Source organism: Streptomyces sp. NPDC018693 (assembly GCF_044391385.1).
Taxonomy (GTDB): Bacteria; Actinomycetota; Actinomycetes; order Streptomycetales; family Streptomycetaceae; genus Streptomyces.
Genome location: NZ_JBIRZZ010000007.1, coordinates 405286 through 420332, shown reverse-complemented (window position 1 = coordinate 420332; position 15047 = coordinate 405286). Strand labels below are relative to the sequence as shown.

Here is a 15047-nt window from a genome sequence, read left to right as displayed (position 1 = left end):
ACGCTTCCTTCGTACTCACCCTCTCGGGCTTTCCTCCGGGCGCTTCCCTTCGGTCTTGCGTTTCCGACTCTATCAGATCCTTTTCCGATCCGATTCCCTGTCGGCGGGATTGCCTTGGGCCTTCTCGCTTTCGCTCGTCGGCCTTTCGACATTCACTACGTTAGCCGATTCCCCGGCGGACTCATAATCGAGTCCCGCGAGTTCGAATTCGGGCATGCGGACACGCCGAAATCGCTCCCGCTGAGGGATGTCGTAGGTAGTGGGTTGGCCGCTCCGGCTGCAGGCGATCGCCGTACCCGGTTCAGCGGCTCGGGCTACGTTACGCACCTCCCCCGGCAGAGTCAACTTCTGCGGCGACGGGGCACATGGGCCCGGTACGGGCTCACCGTCGGGTCGTCGGCGATCCAGTAGCGCCAGGGGTGCACGGCCCCGTCGCCGGAGACGCCGGTGCGCGGCCCGCTGCTCACCTGGTGGGGGCGTACGGGCGTGCCCGTGAGGACGCGCAAAGGGGTGTCGCCCGGCGTGCACGCATCCGTGCCGTCGAGGGCTCGGTCCACGTCCAGGGCCGTCGCCAGGCGGGCCGGGCCCTTGGCCAGTTCCTTGTCGTTGCGGGCCGAGAGTCGCCGGGTGCGTGCCAGCTCCGCGCCCTCGACGATCTCGCCGGCGCGCAGCAGGACCGCACTCGCCCTGCCCGCGGGGCCGCACACCAGGTTCATGCAGTGCCACATGCCGTAGGTGAAGTAGACGTACACGTGTCCGGGCGGACCGAACATCACGCTGTTGCGGGTGGTGCGGCCCCGGTAGGCGTGGGAGCCGGGGTCGTTCTGGCCGTCGTATGCCTCGACCTCGGTGAGGCGGAGGGTGATCGGACCGTCGGGGGTCGTACGGACGAGGAGGCGGCCGAGGAGGTCGGGGGCGACTTCCAGGACGGGGCGGTCGAAGAACTCCCGTGGGAGAGGCGTACGGTCGGGGGTCGCGATCATGCCCTCCGAGCGTAGTGCAGTCTGTTCGGTGCGCCGGGGTGGTCAGGGGGCGTTCGGCTTGCCAGGGTGTGGCCCCGGAACCGGCCACCGCCGGATCGCGTTGGTAGGGATCAAGGGTCCACTCGCAGAGGTCGTAGAGGGAGAGTCATGGCGTTCAAGAAGCTGCTTGCGAGCCTGGGGGCCGGTGGGGCTTCGGTCGAGACGGTGCTGACGGAGGTCAACGTCGTGCCGGGCGGTGTCGTCCAGGGTGAGGTGCGGGTCCAGGGCGGGTCCGTGAACCAGGAGATCCAGGGCCTCTCGGTCGGGCTGCAGGCGCGGGTGGAGGTCGAGGGCCAGGACGGCGAGTTCAAGCAGGACATCGAGTTCACCAAGGTGTCGCTGGGCGGGGCGTTCCAGCTGCAGGCCGGTGCGGTGCACGCGGTGCCGTTCGGGCTGGAGATCCCGTGGGAGACGCCGATCACGATGATCGACGGTCAGGCGCTGCACGGGATGAACATCGGGGTGACCACCGAGCTGGCGATCGCGCGGGCGGTGGACTCCGGCGACCTGGACCCGATCAATGTGCACCCGCTGCCGGCGCAGAAGGCGATCCTGGACGCGTTCACACGGCTGGGCTTCCGCTTCAAGAACGCGGACATGGAGCGTGGGCACATCCGGGGGACGCGTCAGAAGCTGCCGTTCTACCAGGAGATCGAGTTCTTCCCGCCGCAGCAGTACCACGGTCTGAACCAGGTGGAGCTGAGCTTCGTCGCCGACGACACCGCCATGGACGTCGTCCTCGAAATGGACAAGAAGGGCGGGCTGTTCACCGAGGGCAGCGACACCTTCCGGTCGTTCCAGGTGGGGCTGCACGACTACCACGCGACCGACTGGGCGGCGTACCTCAACCAGTGGCTGTCCGAGGTCGGCAGCAGGCGCAACTGGTTCTAGGCTCGTGCCCGTACCGGACTCACCGATTCAGGAGGTACCGAGGTGACCGAGCTCAAGCGGCGGCCGCTCCCCCACGACTTCCATCCGCCCGTGCCGTCGTTCACGGTGACGAGCGAGGACGTCGAGGAGGGCGCGACGCTGAAGAGCGCCCAGGTCCACGCGGAGGGGAACACCTCGCCGCAGCTGCGCTGGGAGGGTTTCCCGCCGGAGACGAAGAGCTTCGCCGTGACCTGCTACGACCCGGACGCCCCCACGGGCAGCGGGTTCTGGCACTGGGTCCTGTTCGACATTCCGGCCTCCGTGACGGAGCTGCCGGTGGGTGCGGGCAGTGGCAAGTTCGAGGGGCTGCCGGAGGGGGCCGTCCACGCGCGCAACGACTACGGGTCGAAGGACTTCGGTGGTGCCGCCCCGCCGCCCGGGGACGGGCCGCACCGGTATGTCTTCACCGTGTACGCGGTGGACCAGGAGAAGCTCGGTCCGGATGCCGACGCCTCACCCGCCGTGGTCGGCTTCCATCTGCGGTTCCACGCGATCGCGCGCGCTCAGCTGATCGGAGAGTACGAGAATCCCGCTGAGGGATGAGTCATCTCATCGTTCACTGAACGTTTGCCCGTCTCTGGTCTTGGAAGTGATCAGAGGCGGGCAGTTTTTATTGCGTTGTCCATCTCGGCGCGCCCGTCCAGAGTTGATCCAAGCCCGCCGGGGGGTGGGCAGGTGCACACGGGAGGTGGGCTGGTATGCGGGACACATTGGTGCTCAACGCGAGTTTTGAGCCGCTGTCCACGGTGACGTTGAACCGGGCCGTTGTTCTGGTGCTGCAGGACAAGGCCGTCGTCGAGCAGGCCCACCCCGAACTGCGTATGCGGGGCGCCGATGTGGACATACCAGTGCCCCGGGTGATCAGGCTGTGCAGATACGTACGGGTGCCTTTCCGAAGACAAGCCCCGTGGTCGCGACGGGGTGTGCTGGTCAGGGACCGGCACCGGTGCGCGTACTGCGGGCGGCGGGCGACGACCGTGGACCATGTGGTGCCGCGGGCGCAGGGGGGTCAGGACACCTGGTTGAACACGGTGGCGTCCTGCGCGGAGGACAACCACCGTAAGGCGGACCGGACTCCGGAGCAGGCGGGGATGACCTTGTTGAGGGAGCCGTTCGAGCCGACACCGCAGGACGCGATGTTGCTGGCGCTGGCGCAGGACGACTTCAACGCGTTGCCGGACTGGCTCGCGCAGAGCGCCGCGTAGCCGCCGCGCGGTATGGCTGAGGCCCACCTCGTTGGAGGTGGGCCTCAGCCATACGCAGGGTCCATGGATCAGTCGATCGACGGCTTCTCCCGGCGTTCCGTGCCGCCGCCGCTGTTGCCGCCGTTCGAACCGCCGCCCAGGGGGCCGAAGTTGCCCATCGCGCCGGAGAGGCCCTTGAGGGCGTCGCCGATCTCGCTGGGGACGATCCAGAGCTTGTTGGCGTCGCCTTCGGCGATCTTGGGGAGCATCTGGAGGTACTGGTAGCTGAGGAGCTTCTGGTCGGGGTCGCCGGCGTGGATGGCCTCGAAGACCGTACGGACGGCCTGGGCCTCGCCCTCGGCGCGCAGGGCGGCGGCCTTGGCCTCACCCTCGGCGCGCAGGATCTGGGACTGCTTCTCGCCCTCGGCGGTGAGGATGGCGGCCTGGCGCGTGCCTTCGGCGGTGAGGATGGCGGCGCGCTTGTCACGGTCGGCGCGCATCTGCTTCTCCATCGAGTCCTGGATGGAGGTCGGGGGCTCGATCGCCTTCAGTTCCACGCGGTTGACGCGGATGCCCCACTTGCCGGTGGCCTCGTCGAGGACGCCGCGCAGGGCCGCGTTGATCTCCTCGCGGGAGGTCAGGGTGCGTTCGAGGTCCATGCCGCCGATGATGTTGCGGAGCGTGGTGACCGTCAGCTGCTCGATCGCCTGGATGTAGCTGGCGACTTCGTACGTGGCGGCGCGGGCGTCGGTCACCTGGTAGTAGATGACCGTGTCGATGTTGACCACCAGGTTGTCCTGGGTGATCACCGGCTGCGGCGGGAACGGTACGACCTGTTCGCGCAGATCGATGCGGTTGCGGATGGTGTCGATGAACGGGACGACGATGTTGAGGCCGGCGTTCAACGTGCGCGTGTAGCGGCCGAAGCGCTCCACGATGGCGGCGCTCGCCTGTGGGATGACCTGGATCGTCTTGATCAGGGCGATGAAGACCAACACCACCAGAATGATCAAGACGATGATGACCGGTTCCATCGTGCTCCCCGTACCCTTCTCCGCCTCGGCGCTTTCGGAAGATCTTATGGCTGTTGAAGATCTTGCTGGTCGAGTCTGACAGACCGTCGTGTGCCTTGGGGGTGTGTTCGTGCAGTTCCGCCAAGTGTCCGTGGTGGCCGGTCACATGACGATCGCCGTCGCGCCCTCGATCTCCACGACGTCCACCTGCTGGCCCGGTTCGTAGGTCAGGTCGCTGTCGAGCGCTCGTGCCGACCAGATCTCCCCGGCGAGCTTGATGCGGCCGCCGCTGCCGTCGACCCGTTCGAGGACGACGGCCTGTTTGCCCTTCAACGCGTCGATGCCCGTGGCGAGTCCGGGCCGCTGTTGGTTGCGGTGCCGGTAGGCGATGGGGCGTACGACCGCGATGAGGGCGACCGAGACGATGACGAAGGTGAGCACCTGGGCGACGGCGCCGAAGCCGAGTCCGGCCACGACCGCGGCGGCCACGGCGCCCACCGCGAACATGCCGAACTCCGGCATGGCGGTCACCACAAGCGGAATTCCGAGCGCTGCCGCGCCGACGAGCCACCATACCCACGCGTCGATGTCCACATGGTCATGGTAGGGCCGCGCGTGCGACGCGGACAGGGCGCAGGGGGAAGGGTGTTCGGGGACCTTCAGGAGAGCGGAAGGCCCTGTGCGGTCCAGCGGTCGCCGACCTGCTCGACGACCAGTGGAAGACCGAAGCAGTGGGAGAGGTTGCGGGAGGTCAGTTCCAGCTCGATCGGGCCGGCGGCGAGGACCTTGCCCTGACGGATCATGAGGACGTGGGTGAAGCCGGGGGCGATCTCCTCGACATGGTGGGTGACCATGATCATCGAGGGGGCGATGGGGTCGCGGGCGAGCCGGCCGAGGCGGCGGACCAGGTCCTCGCGGCCGCCGAGGTCGAGGCCGGCGGCGGGCTCGTCGAGCAGGAGCAGCTCGGGGTCGGTCATCAGGGCTCGGGCGATGAGGGTGCGCTTGCGTTCGCCCTCGGAGAGGGTGCCGAACTTCCGCTCGAGGTAGTCGGTCATGCCGAGGCGGTCGAGGAAGGCGCGGGCGCGCTGCTCGTCGATCTCCTCGTACTCCTCCTGCCAGCCGGCCGTCATGCCGTACGCCGCCGTCAGCACGGTCTGCAGGACGGTCTGGCGCTTGGGGAGCTTGTCGGCCATGGCGATGCCCGCCATGCCGATGCGCGGGCGCAGCTCGAAGACGTCGGTGCCGGGCGTGCCGAGGGTCTCGCCGAGGATGGTGGCGGTGCCCTTGCTGGGGTAGAGGTAGCTGGACGCGACATTCAGGAGGGTGGTCTTGCCGGCGCCGTTGGGGCCGAGGATGACCCAGCGCTCGCCCTCCTTGACCGACCAGGAGACCTGGTCCACCAGAGCCCGGCCCTCACGGACCACGGATACGTCCTGAAGCTCCAGAACATCGCTCATGAGCGCGTTGTCTCCCCTTGCAGTGTGGCCGGTCTCGGCTGTCGCGTACGCCTGTGGCTCGGTCCGCCGCGCCGGTGGGCACGGTCCTCCTAGGAAATCTACGCCACCGGCCGGGCGGGCCGTTCCATCGGTCCGGTCCTTAGGCTGGGGGCATGCACTCGGAACCGCGCTCTGGTCGCCTCGCCGCTTGGGGAAATGCCCTTTTGGCCGGACTTGTCTCTCCGGACGACGCCGTGCTCGCCATCGTCGGCGATGACGCGGTGCACCGGGTGGAGGGGCTGCCCGGTGAGTCCGCGCCCGTCGGACTCACACTCGCCCTGGGCCGGTTGCGGGCGCTGGGGGTGACCGGGCTGCGGGTGGCGCTGCCCGCGCCGGGGCATCCGCTGGGGTTGAGCGGGCCGCCGGAGTTCAACGCGCGGGCGCTGGAGGCCGAGGAGGCGGTGATCTGTCAGGGGGCGGCGCTGGGGCTGGTGCCGGAGGTGTACGAGGCCGGGCCCGAGGGTGATGTGCATGTCGAGGTGGTGTGGCACTGCCTCGCGGTGCGGGAGGCGCCGCCGGCCGATGTGCCGTCGCTGGGTGAGGCGGAGCGGGAGCTGGCGGAGGCTTTGCGGGAGGCGACGTCGGTGCTGACGCGGCTGGATGTGGCGGGGTCGGGGCCGGTGGCCGCGGCGGCGATCGAGGCGTATCGGGCGCGGGCCGAGCGGGGCCGGGAGGTGTTGGCGCCGGGGTATCCGCCGCGGGCGGTGCGGGTGCTGGAGCTGGCGCAGCGGGTGGGGGTGTTGATCTCGCTGGCGTACGAGAACGGGCATGGGGGTGCGGTGAGCGCGTCGGAGATGGCGGCTCGAGGGGCTGCGTTGCGGCCTGTCGAGCGGACGGCCCGGCGGGCGCAGGTCGCTGCGTACAACGCGTACGTGGAGGAGCGGGAGCGGGGGGCGCGGTGACGTGAGCCAGCGGCACCACTGACCGCAGCTGGGTGGGGTCGTACCGAGGGGCCGCGGGGAGCTGCGCGACCAGCCACCGACTGCCCGCAGACGGCATGAGACTGCCCGCTCGGGATCGTTGGAGCGACAAACAAACAAAGCGGCCTCCCGGTGGTCGACCGGGAGGCCGGCGGGGCGCCGCTGCGGCGTCCGCGAGGAACGTCAGTTGTTCAGGCCCAGGTTGCCGAAGGCGGGGTTCAGCACGCCGACCACGTTGACGCTGTTGCCGACCGCGTTCACCGGGAGGTGCACCGGGGCCTGGATGACGTTGCCCGAGACGACACCCGGAGAACCCTGGGCCTCACCGCCGGCCCACGCGCCGTCGGTGGCGGAGGCCATGCCGGCTCCGGCGGCCACCAGACCACCGGCCACCATCGTCACGGCCGCTGCCTTCTTCAGGTTCTTCACTGTCCAAGCCCTCCTTGTGGATCGCCGCGGCGGGTGCCGCGGTACGCACTGGAGAACGGCGCCGACCGGCCGAAGTTGCGCCGTCCGGGAGGACATTCCCACGACGGGATGAATCTCGGTTCGGAAGTGAACGCTCCGAGTTGCCGTTCAGCCACTCACACTATGGCGTACGGCCCACAGGGCGGCCTGGGTACGGTCCGCGAGATCGAGTTTCATCAGGATGTTCGACACATGCGTCTTGACGGTCTTCTCGGACAGCACCAGGGCCCGGGCGATCTCTCGGTTGGAGCGGCCGTCGGCGATCAGGCCCAGCACCTCCCGCTCCCGCTCCGTGAGTGAGCCGCCCCTGCCCTGGCCGCCGTTGGTGTCCTCCTGCGACAGCAGGGCGGACGCGACCTCGGGTTGGAGCAGGACGTGGCCGGCGTGCACCGAGCGGATGGCGGCGGCGAGCGCGTCGGGGTCGACGTCCTTGTAGACGTACCCGGCGGCGCCGGCGCGGAGGGCCGGGATCACGGTGCGCTGTTCGGTGAAGCTGGTGACGATCAGCACGCGCGCGGGGTTGTCGAGTTCGCGGAGCCGGCGCAGGGCGTCCACTCCGTCCAGGCCAGGCATCCTGACGTCCATGAGGACGACGTCGGGCTTCAGCTCCTCGGCGCGGGCGACGCCCTCGGCGCCGTCGGCGCCCTCGCCGACGACCTCGATGTCGTCCTGCACCTCCAGGAAGGTGCGCAGGCCCCGGCGGACGACCTGGTGGTCGTCGACGAGCAGCACCTTGATTGCGTCACCCACCGGGGACCTCCATCTCGATCGTGGTGCCCTTGCCGGGCGCCGACTCCACCGTCAGACCGCCGCCGACCCCGCTCGCGCGGTCCCGCATGGAGACCAGGCCGAGGTGGCGTCCTGCGCGTCGTATCGCCTGCGGGTCGAAGCCGCTGCCGTCGTCCGTGACCCGTAGGACGGCGCCCGGGCCGCGCTTGTCGAGGGTGACGTCGACGCGGGAGGCGCCGGAGTGGCGCAGGGCGTTGTGCAGAGCCTCCTGGGCGACGCGCAGCAGGGCCTCCTCCTGAGCCGCGGGCAGGGCGCGCACGCCCCGGCTGATGAAGGAGACGCGCGCGGTGTGGGCGCGGTCGAGGACCTGGACCTGGGTGCGCAGGGTCGCGACGAGGCCGTCCTCGTCGAGGGCGGCGGGGCGCAGCTCGACGACGGCGGCGCGCAGTTCGTCGGCGGCCTCGGCGGCGAGCGCGGCGACCTGCTGGAGCTCGCCCTTGGCGCGGGACGGGTCGCGGTCGACGAGGGCCGCGGCGGCCTGGGCGGTCAGGCGCAGGGAGAACAGCTTCTGGCTCACCGCGTCGTGCAGTTCATGGGCCAGGCGGGAGCGCTCCTCGGCGATCGTCAGTTCGCGGCTGCGCTCGTAGAGACGGGCGTTGGTGAGGGCGATCGCGGCGTGCTGGCCGAGGATGGAGAGCAGTTGCTCGTCCTCCTCGGTGAAGCCGCACGCGCCCTCCGGCTTCCCGCAGTTCTTGTTGGCGAGGAACAGCGCGCCGATGATCTCCTCGCCGTCGCGGATGGGCAGGCCCAGGAAGTCGGACATCTCGGGGTGGGCGGCCGGCCAGCCCTCGAAGCGCGGGTCCTTGCGCACATCGGCGAGGCGCTCCGGCTTGGCCTGGTGCAGCATCGCGGCGAGGATGCCGTGCTGGCGGGGCAGGGGGCCGATGGCGTGCCACCGGTCCTCGCTGACGCCGTCGACGACGAACTGCGCGAAGCCGCCGTGGTCGTCGGGGACGCCCAGGGCGGCGTACTGCGCGTCGAGCAGCTCGCGCGCGGAGGCGACGATCGTCTTGAGGACGTCGCGCACCTCCAGATGCCGGCTCATGGCCAGCAGCGCGGAGCTCACCGCGGCGAGGCCGGACCGGGGACCTTGACTCATGTCCTCACCGTACCGGCGTGCTGTGACAGCGCGGATCGGCCCTGTGACCGCCTCGTACTCGGCCCGGGGACCTAGGCCGAAGGTCCGCCTGGCTGTGCCATCACGCGCGTGGAAGGGACTGGGTCGGGCGCTCGCCGGGCGCCGGCCGCCGACGGCTGGGATCTGGTGCTCGGTGCCAGGAACGCCGGCCGGCTCAAGGAGACGACGCGGGTGCTCATGTCGTACGGGACGTGTGAACAACGCGGCGGTGCTGGGCACGGAGCCCCTGGAGTGGCTGGACCGTCATCTGCTGGACGGTAGGAGAGGCTGCCCCTCCGTGTTGCTGTCCGGAAGGCTCACACACAGCGTTGCTCCGGCAACTCATTGTGAGGCTGCTGCGTCGCCGATGTGAGCCCGCACATAGGGCGCAGATCACCTACGAGGGTCAATAGGAGACAAAGCCGCCCCATGTGAACGGGACAGACGGAATGGTCTGTCCCGTTTTGCCCTCCTCCGCTCCACTATCCGGGATCGTAGGTCACATCTTTGCCTGGCCATTTTGCGGCCGCTAAGAATGGCTGCCGTCGCTCAGCACCGCGGGTTGCAGCCCGCGGCGTTCGTGCCGAAAGCACCCCGTCCGCTCGGACACCGGAGCGACCTCCGCGCTATTCGAAGAGGTCCATTCGCCATGCCCAAGAACACTCACAAGATCGCGATCGCCGGTGTCGCCACCCTCGGTGCCGCCGCCCTCGCCTTCTCCGTGGTGCCGGCCGACGCGCAGACGACCACCAGCGAGGCCGCTGCCGCGAGCCGCGTGGCGTACAGCTCCGAGCAGATCGAGGATGTCAAGCCCAGCGTGACGGACCGACTCGCCGCCGCCAGTGTCAAGGTCGAGGCCATCGAGGCCAGGAAGAAGGCCGCGGCGGACGCTGCGAAGAAGGCCGAGGCGGACGCTGCGAAGAAGGCCGCCGACGCCAAGAAGAAGGCCGAGGCCGCCAAGAAGGCCGAGGCCGCCAAGAAGGCCGCCGCCGAGGCCGCCAAGAAGGCCGCCGCGAAGAAGGCCGCGGAGGCCAGGAAGAAGGCCGAAACCGCCCGCAAGGCCAAGGCGGCCGCCAGCCGCTCCGCGCCGCGCACCCAGGTCAAGCCGGTCGTCGCCAAGACGTACGCCAACAACCTGGACGGCTGGATCCGTGAGTCGCTCGACATCATGAAGAAGCACGGCATCCCGGGCAGCTACAACGGCATCCACCGCAACATCATGCGGGAGTCCTCCGGCAACCCGATGGCCATCAACAACTGGGACATCAACGCCATCAACGGCGTCCCGTCGAAGGGCCTGCTGCAGGTCATCCAGCCGACCTTCAACGCGTACCACGTGCCGGGCACGTCCTGGAACATCTACGACCCGGTCGCCAACATCACCGCCGCGTGCAACTACGCGGCCGACCGGTACGGCTCCATGGACAACGTGAACAGCGCGTACTGAGCCCACCACGGGCACGCTCACACGCCGAAGGGCGGCCCCCACCTGACCGGGGGCCGCCCTTCGGGTCGTACGGACTCCGCCACCTGCCCTGCTACTTGCGCATGACCTCGGGCTCGTGGCGGCGCAGGAAGCGGGAGACGAAGAAGCCGCAGATCACGCCGAGGGCGATCAGGGCGGCCATGTCCAGGCTCCAGGCGCCGACGGAGTGGTCCCACAGGGGGTCGGTGCTGTCGCCCTCACCGGGCGGGCTGATCTTGTTGAAGTCCAGCGTGGCGCCCGCGGCGGCCACCGCCCAGCGCGACGGCATCAAGTACGAGAACTCGTTGACGCCGATCGAACCGTTCAGGGTGAAGAGGCAGCCGGTGAAGACCACCTGGACGATCGCGAACATGACCAGCAGCGGCATGGTCTTCTCGGCCGTCTTCACCAGCGAGGAGATGATCAGGCCGAACATCATCGAGGTGAAGCCCAACGCCATGATCGGCAGCGAGAGCTCGACGAGCGTGAGCTCGCCGAGGACCAGGCCCTCCTCGGGGATCTCCCGGCTGGAGAAGCCGATGACGCCGACCATCAGGCCCTGCGCGACGGTGATCATGCCGAGCACGAACACCTTCGACATCAGGTACGCCGAGCGCGACAGGCCGGTGGCGCGCTCCCGCTCGTAGATGACCCGTTCCTTGATCAGCTCACGGACGGAGTTGGCGGCACCCGCGAAGCAGGCGCCGACCGCGAGGATCAGCAGCACGGTGGTGGCCGTGCCGTTCGGGATGATCCGGCCGGTCTGCGCGTTGGGCGGGTTGGGCAGCAGGCCCTTGCCCGAGTCGATCAGCAGGCTGACCGCTCCGAGGACGCCCGGCAGGATCACCATCAGGGCGAGGAAGCCCTTGTCGGAGACGATCACCGAGACGTAGCGGCGCACCAGGGTCATGAACTGCGACATCCAGCCCTGGGGCTTCGGCGGCCGCATCGCCTGCATCGGCGGGATCTGTACGGACTGCGGCGCCACCGCGTCGATGTCCGCGGCGTACATCTGGTAGTGCTGCGAGCCCTTCCAGCGGCCCGCCCAGTCGTAGTCGCGGTAGTTCTCGAAGGCGGAGAAGACATCGGCCCAGGTGTCGTAGCCGAAGAAGTTCAGCGCCTCCTCCGGCGGGCCGAAGTAGGCGACCGAACCGCCCGGCGCCATCACCAGGAGCTTGTCGCACAGCGCCAGCTCGGCGACGGAGTGGGTGACGACGAGGACCGTACGGCCGTCGTCGGCGAGGCCGCGCAGCAGCTGCATGACATCGCGGTCCATGCCCGGGTCGAGGCCCGACGTCGGCTCGTCGAGGAAGATCAGCGACGGCTTGGTCAGCAGCTCCAGGGCCACCGAGACACGCTTGCGCTGGCCGCCGGAGAGGGAGGTGACCTTCTTGTCCCGGTGGATGTCCAGCTTCAGCTCACGCAGCACCTCGTCGATGCGGGCGTCGCGCTCGGCGGCCGTGGTGTCGGCCGGGAAGCGCAGCTTGGCCGCGTACTTGAGGGCCTTCTTGACGGTCAGCTCCTTGTGCAGGATGTCGTCCTGCGGGACCAGACCGATGCGCTGGCGCAGCTCGGCGAACTGCTTGTACAGGTTCCTGTTGTCGTACAGGACCTCGCCCTGGTCGGCGGGCCGGTAGCCGGTGAGCGCCTTCAGCAGCGTCGACTTGCCGGAGCCGGACGGGCCGATGACCGCGATCAGCGACTTCTCCGGGACGCCGAAGGAGACGTCCTTGAGGATCTGCTTGCCGCCGTCGACCGTGACGGTCAGATGGCGGGCGGAGAAGGACACCTCACCGGTGTCGACGAACTCCTCGAGCCGGTCACCGACGATACGGAACGTCGAGTGGCCGACGCCCACGATGTCGGTCGGACCGAGCAGTTGGGCGCCGCCCTTGGGGATCGGCTGGCCGTTGACGTACGTGCCGTTGTGCGAGCCCAGGTCGCGGATCTCCATGCGACCGTCGGGCGTCGAGCGGAACTCGGCGTGGTTGCGGGAGACCTGGAGGTCGGAGACGACCAGGTCGTTCTCCAGGGCGCGACCGATGCGCATCACGCGGCCCAGCGCGAGCTGGTGGAACGTGGTGGGGCTGCGGTCGCCGTAGACCGGCGGCGCCCCCGCGCCGACGCCGGGTACCTTCTGTGCGTACTGCTCGGCCGGGCCACCCTGCTGCGGCGGGATGTGTCCGGCGGGCTGCTGCGGCTGCTGCCAGCCGGCCGGCGGGGCCTGCTGGTGCGGCGTGTGCTGGGCAGGTGCCTGCTGGGCGGGCGGCTGTTGGCCCCAGGCGGCGCCCTGTGCCGCGTACGGCTGCGGCTGTTGCTGCGGTTGGGCGGCGGCGGAGAGGTTCAGACGCGGTCCGTCGGTCGCGTTGCCCAGGTGCACGGCCGCGCCGGGGCCGACCTCCAGCTGGTGGATGCGCTGCCCCTGCGCGAACGTGCCGTTGGTGCTGCCGTGGTCCTCGATGACCCAACTACGGCCGTTGAAGCTGACCGTGGCGTGACGCCAGGAGACCCTGGCGTCGTCGAGCACGATGTCTCCCTGCGGATCGCGTCCGAGGGTGTATGACCTGGACGGATCGAGCGTCCAGGTGCGTCCGTTCAATTCCAGTACGAGTTCCGGCACTCCATGCCCCACTGAGTTGTCCCCCGAGTTACCCCCATCACAGGGAGTCTAGGGATGTCGAACATCGGGAGGAACTATTTCAGTAGCGGCCCTCTGACCGAAAGTCGGGCCTTGTGAAGAGGGCGCGTACACGCATCCACCGTTTCCGTTGACGGGGTTGAAACCTGCCCGGAGAGTGGTAAACGCACGCGAGGGGGACATGCGCGGCGGATCGGGGGGTCTGCATGGGTGCGGGTACGGGTGTCGAGGGCGCGAGGCGCCCGGAGCACGGCAGGGGCGTGCCGTGGGGCGATGTGCTGCTGTCCGCGATCGCCGCGGTGAGCTGGGCGTTGATCGGGATGGCGGGGACGGCGGCGCTGGGGCTGCATCTGCTGGAGGCGGACGCGGCGGGCTCGCTCGGACCGATGACGGCGGCCGTGGTGGCCCTGGGGGCGGGTGGTTCGGTGTCGCCTTCGGGGGATGTGTCCGCGTTCGGTCTGACGGGCGCGGAGGCGGCCACCGCCATCGAGATCACGCCACTCGGAGTGAGCCTGGTCGGGGCGCTGCTGTTGTCGTGGTTCTTCCTACGGTCCCTGCGCTCGGCCGGAGTTGTCGTCGAACCGGCCGAACTCCTCGCACGGGCGGGCGCGGTGGTGGCGGTGTTCGTGGCGACCATGGGCGGGCTGGCGTGGGCCGGACACGATGTCATCACCGTCGACGGCGGCTCCCTGGGCCTGGACGACCTGCCGGGCGGGGGTGGGGGCGGCCTTGGGATTCCCGGTCTCGGTGACGTCGGCGGGCTGTTGCCGGACCGGATCGGCGATCTGATCGACGCGCGGGCGGCGGTCGGCTTCAGCGTCGACACGGTGCCCACGCTGCTCGGTGGGCTGTGCTGGTCGGCCGGGATCCTGCTGATCGCCCTGCTGGCCTCGCGTCGCACTCCGCTGCCGCGCGGCTGGGAGGCGGTCCACCGGGTCGTGCGGCCGGTCGCCTCGGCCCTGGTCACCGTGGCGCTGGTGGCGGTGGCGGCCGGGCTGGCGGCGGCCGCCTACGCGGCGATCGGTGACGACGAGCCGCAGCGGATCGTGGGCGCGGCACTGCTCGGCGCGCCGAACGGCGTGTGGCTCGGTGTCGGCGTGGGGCTCTTCGTGCCCTGGGACGGGCAGGCGACCGGCGTGCTGTACCGGGTGCTGCCGGATCCGCTGGACGACCTGCTGAGCGCGGGCACGGAACAGGATGTGACGCTGAGCAGGCTGGCCGAACTCGACGGGCGGGTCTGGCTGTTGGCGGTGGCCGCGGCCCTGATGGTGCTGCTCGCGGGGGTGCTGACGGCGGCACGGACACCGGTTCTTGCCGGGGGTGCCCTCGGTTTCGTGGGCCGCTGTGCGCTGCGGCTGGGCATCGGGACGGCGGTGACGCTGCCGCTGCTGGCGTGGCTGGCGGAGGTGTCGGTGAACGCCTCGCTGTCGGTGCTGGGCTTCGACGCGTTCGGCGCGGGGATCGAGCTGCGTGCGGATCTGGGCCTGGCGTTGGTGTGGGGGGCCGTGTGGGGGGCCGGGGCTGGGGCCGCCGGGGCGGGGTTGGCGTGGGTGTGCGGGGCGGCGGGGGTGCGGGTGGCGGCGTTGGCGTGGGGGAACGGCGTTGGCGGTGGGGGAACGGGGGCCGACGTGGGTGGCGGGAGTCCCGGGCCGTATGCGCCGGGTGCGCCGTACCGGCCGCCGAACCCCGGAACCAATCCGTATCTGCGGCTGCCGGAGGAACTGCGCCGGGAGCCGGAGCCTCCGGCGGTGCAGCCGGGGGGTGATGTGTCCGGTGCGCCGACGATGGCTCGGTGGATGGGAGCGCCGCCTCCACCTCCCCCGCCGCCTCCACCGCCGGTGCCTCCTCGGAGGCCGGAGGAGTAGGGGTGGATCAGGTGGTCTCCGGGTGCGGGTGCGTGGGGGCTGGTCTCGCAGTTCCCCGCGCCCCTGGATGGGCCACGCCGGGCCACGCTCGCGAGTCGCCGCCGGCCACCGCACACCCCACCCGTAAACCCCCCGCCACC

The 15047-nt window shown here is 69.9% G+C and carries 14 protein-coding genes; 6 read left to right on the top strand and 8 right to left on the bottom strand.

The features are described 5' to 3' along the window. Nucleotides 1–341: 341 nt before the first annotated feature. Nucleotides 342–983, bottom strand: a complete 642-nt coding sequence (locus ACH5AC_RS21445) for a DNA-3-methyladenine glycosylase (protein ID WP_398863552.1) — start codon at nucleotides 981–983, stop codon at nucleotides 342–344. Between the two features lie 147 nt (nucleotides 984–1130). Between ACH5AC_RS21445 and ACH5AC_RS21440 the strand changes: the two genes are divergently transcribed. The 3 genes from ACH5AC_RS21440 (at nucleotide 1131) to ACH5AC_RS21430 (ending at nucleotide 3157) form a co-directional block, all read left to right on the top strand. Further along, a complete protein-coding gene (locus tag ACH5AC_RS21440) occupies nucleotides 1131–1913 on the top strand; it encodes a sporulation protein (protein ID WP_398863550.1) in 783 nt (260 codons plus the stop codon). A gap of 42 nt (nucleotides 1914–1955) precedes the next feature. Beyond that, on the top strand, nucleotides 1956–2495 hold the full coding sequence (locus ACH5AC_RS21435) for a YbhB/YbcL family Raf kinase inhibitor-like protein (RefSeq protein ID WP_398863549.1): 540 nt from the start codon (nucleotides 1956–1958) through the stop codon (nucleotides 2493–2495). Nucleotides 2496–2650: 155 nt separating this feature from the next. Beyond that, nucleotides 2651–3157 (top strand): HNH endonuclease, encoded by a 507-nt coding sequence (locus ACH5AC_RS21430; protein ID WP_398863548.1) that lies wholly within the window; start codon nucleotides 2651–2653, stop codon nucleotides 3155–3157. 68 nt (nucleotides 3158–3225) lie between these two features. Here ACH5AC_RS21430 and ACH5AC_RS21425 read toward each other — a convergent pair whose 3' ends face one another. The 3 genes from ACH5AC_RS21425 to ACH5AC_RS21415 all read right to left on the bottom strand — a co-directional run bounded on the left by ACH5AC_RS21425 (nucleotide 3226) and on the right by ACH5AC_RS21415 (nucleotide 5606). Continuing rightward, nucleotides 3226–4170, bottom strand: coding sequence for an SPFH domain-containing protein (locus ACH5AC_RS21425; protein WP_398863547.1), 945 nt, complete (start codon nucleotides 4168–4170; stop codon nucleotides 3226–3228). Nucleotides 4171–4311: 141 nt separating this feature from the next. Beyond that, the gene (locus ACH5AC_RS21420) at nucleotides 4312–4743 is read right to left on the bottom strand and encodes an NfeD family protein (protein WP_398863546.1); all 432 of its coding nucleotides are present in this window, start codon (nucleotides 4741–4743) and stop codon (nucleotides 4312–4314) included. Between the two features lie 65 nt (nucleotides 4744–4808). Further along, on the bottom strand, nucleotides 4809–5606 hold the full coding sequence (locus ACH5AC_RS21415; RefSeq protein WP_398863545.1) for an ABC transporter ATP-binding protein: 798 nt from the start codon (nucleotides 5604–5606) through the stop codon (nucleotides 4809–4811). 152 nt (nucleotides 5607–5758) lie between these two features. Here ACH5AC_RS21415 and ACH5AC_RS21410 point away from each other — a divergent pair, with 152 nt between their 5' ends. Next, the gene (locus tag ACH5AC_RS21410; RefSeq protein ID WP_398863544.1) at nucleotides 5759–6547 is read left to right on the top strand and encodes a hypothetical protein; all 789 of its coding nucleotides are present in this window, start codon (nucleotides 5759–5761) and stop codon (nucleotides 6545–6547) included. A gap of 201 nt (nucleotides 6548–6748) precedes the next feature. On the opposite strand, the gene ACH5AC_RS21405 is transcribed toward ACH5AC_RS21410, so the two are convergent. The 3 genes from ACH5AC_RS21405 to ACH5AC_RS21395 form a co-directional block, all read right to left on the bottom strand. Next, complete coding sequence (locus tag ACH5AC_RS21405) at nucleotides 6749–6994, bottom strand: chaplin (RefSeq protein ID WP_398863543.1); 246 nt, start codon at nucleotides 6992–6994, stop codon at nucleotides 6749–6751. Nucleotides 6995–7141: 147 nt separating this feature from the next. Beyond that, entirely contained in the window at nucleotides 7142–7783 is a 642-nt protein-coding gene (locus ACH5AC_RS21400; RefSeq protein WP_398863542.1) for a response regulator, read from the bottom strand. After that, nucleotides 7776–8921 (bottom strand): GAF domain-containing sensor histidine kinase, encoded by a 1146-nt coding sequence (locus ACH5AC_RS21395; RefSeq protein ID WP_398863541.1) that lies wholly within the window; start codon nucleotides 8919–8921, stop codon nucleotides 7776–7778. Before ACH5AC_RS21395 ends, ACH5AC_RS21400 begins: the two co-directional genes overlap by 8 nt. Nucleotides 8922–9588: 667 nt before the next feature. Here ACH5AC_RS21395 and ACH5AC_RS21390 point away from each other — a divergent pair. Then, a complete protein-coding gene (locus ACH5AC_RS21390; protein ID WP_398863540.1) occupies nucleotides 9589–10386 on the top strand; it encodes a transglycosylase SLT domain-containing protein in 798 nt (265 codons plus the stop codon). A 91-nt stretch (nucleotides 10387–10477) separates the two neighbouring features. On the opposite strand, the gene ACH5AC_RS21385 is transcribed toward ACH5AC_RS21390, so the two are convergent. Next, nucleotides 10478–13024, bottom strand: a complete 2547-nt coding sequence (locus ACH5AC_RS21385) for an FHA domain-containing protein (RefSeq protein ID WP_398863571.1) — start codon at nucleotides 13022–13024, stop codon at nucleotides 10478–10480. Nucleotides 13025–13248: 224 nt separating this feature from the next. On the opposite strand from ACH5AC_RS21385, the gene ACH5AC_RS21380 reads away from it, so the two are divergent. Then, entirely contained in the window at nucleotides 13249–14907 is a 1659-nt protein-coding gene (locus ACH5AC_RS21380; RefSeq protein WP_398863539.1) for a streptophobe family protein, read from the top strand. Nucleotides 14908–15047: the final 140 nt, after the last annotated feature.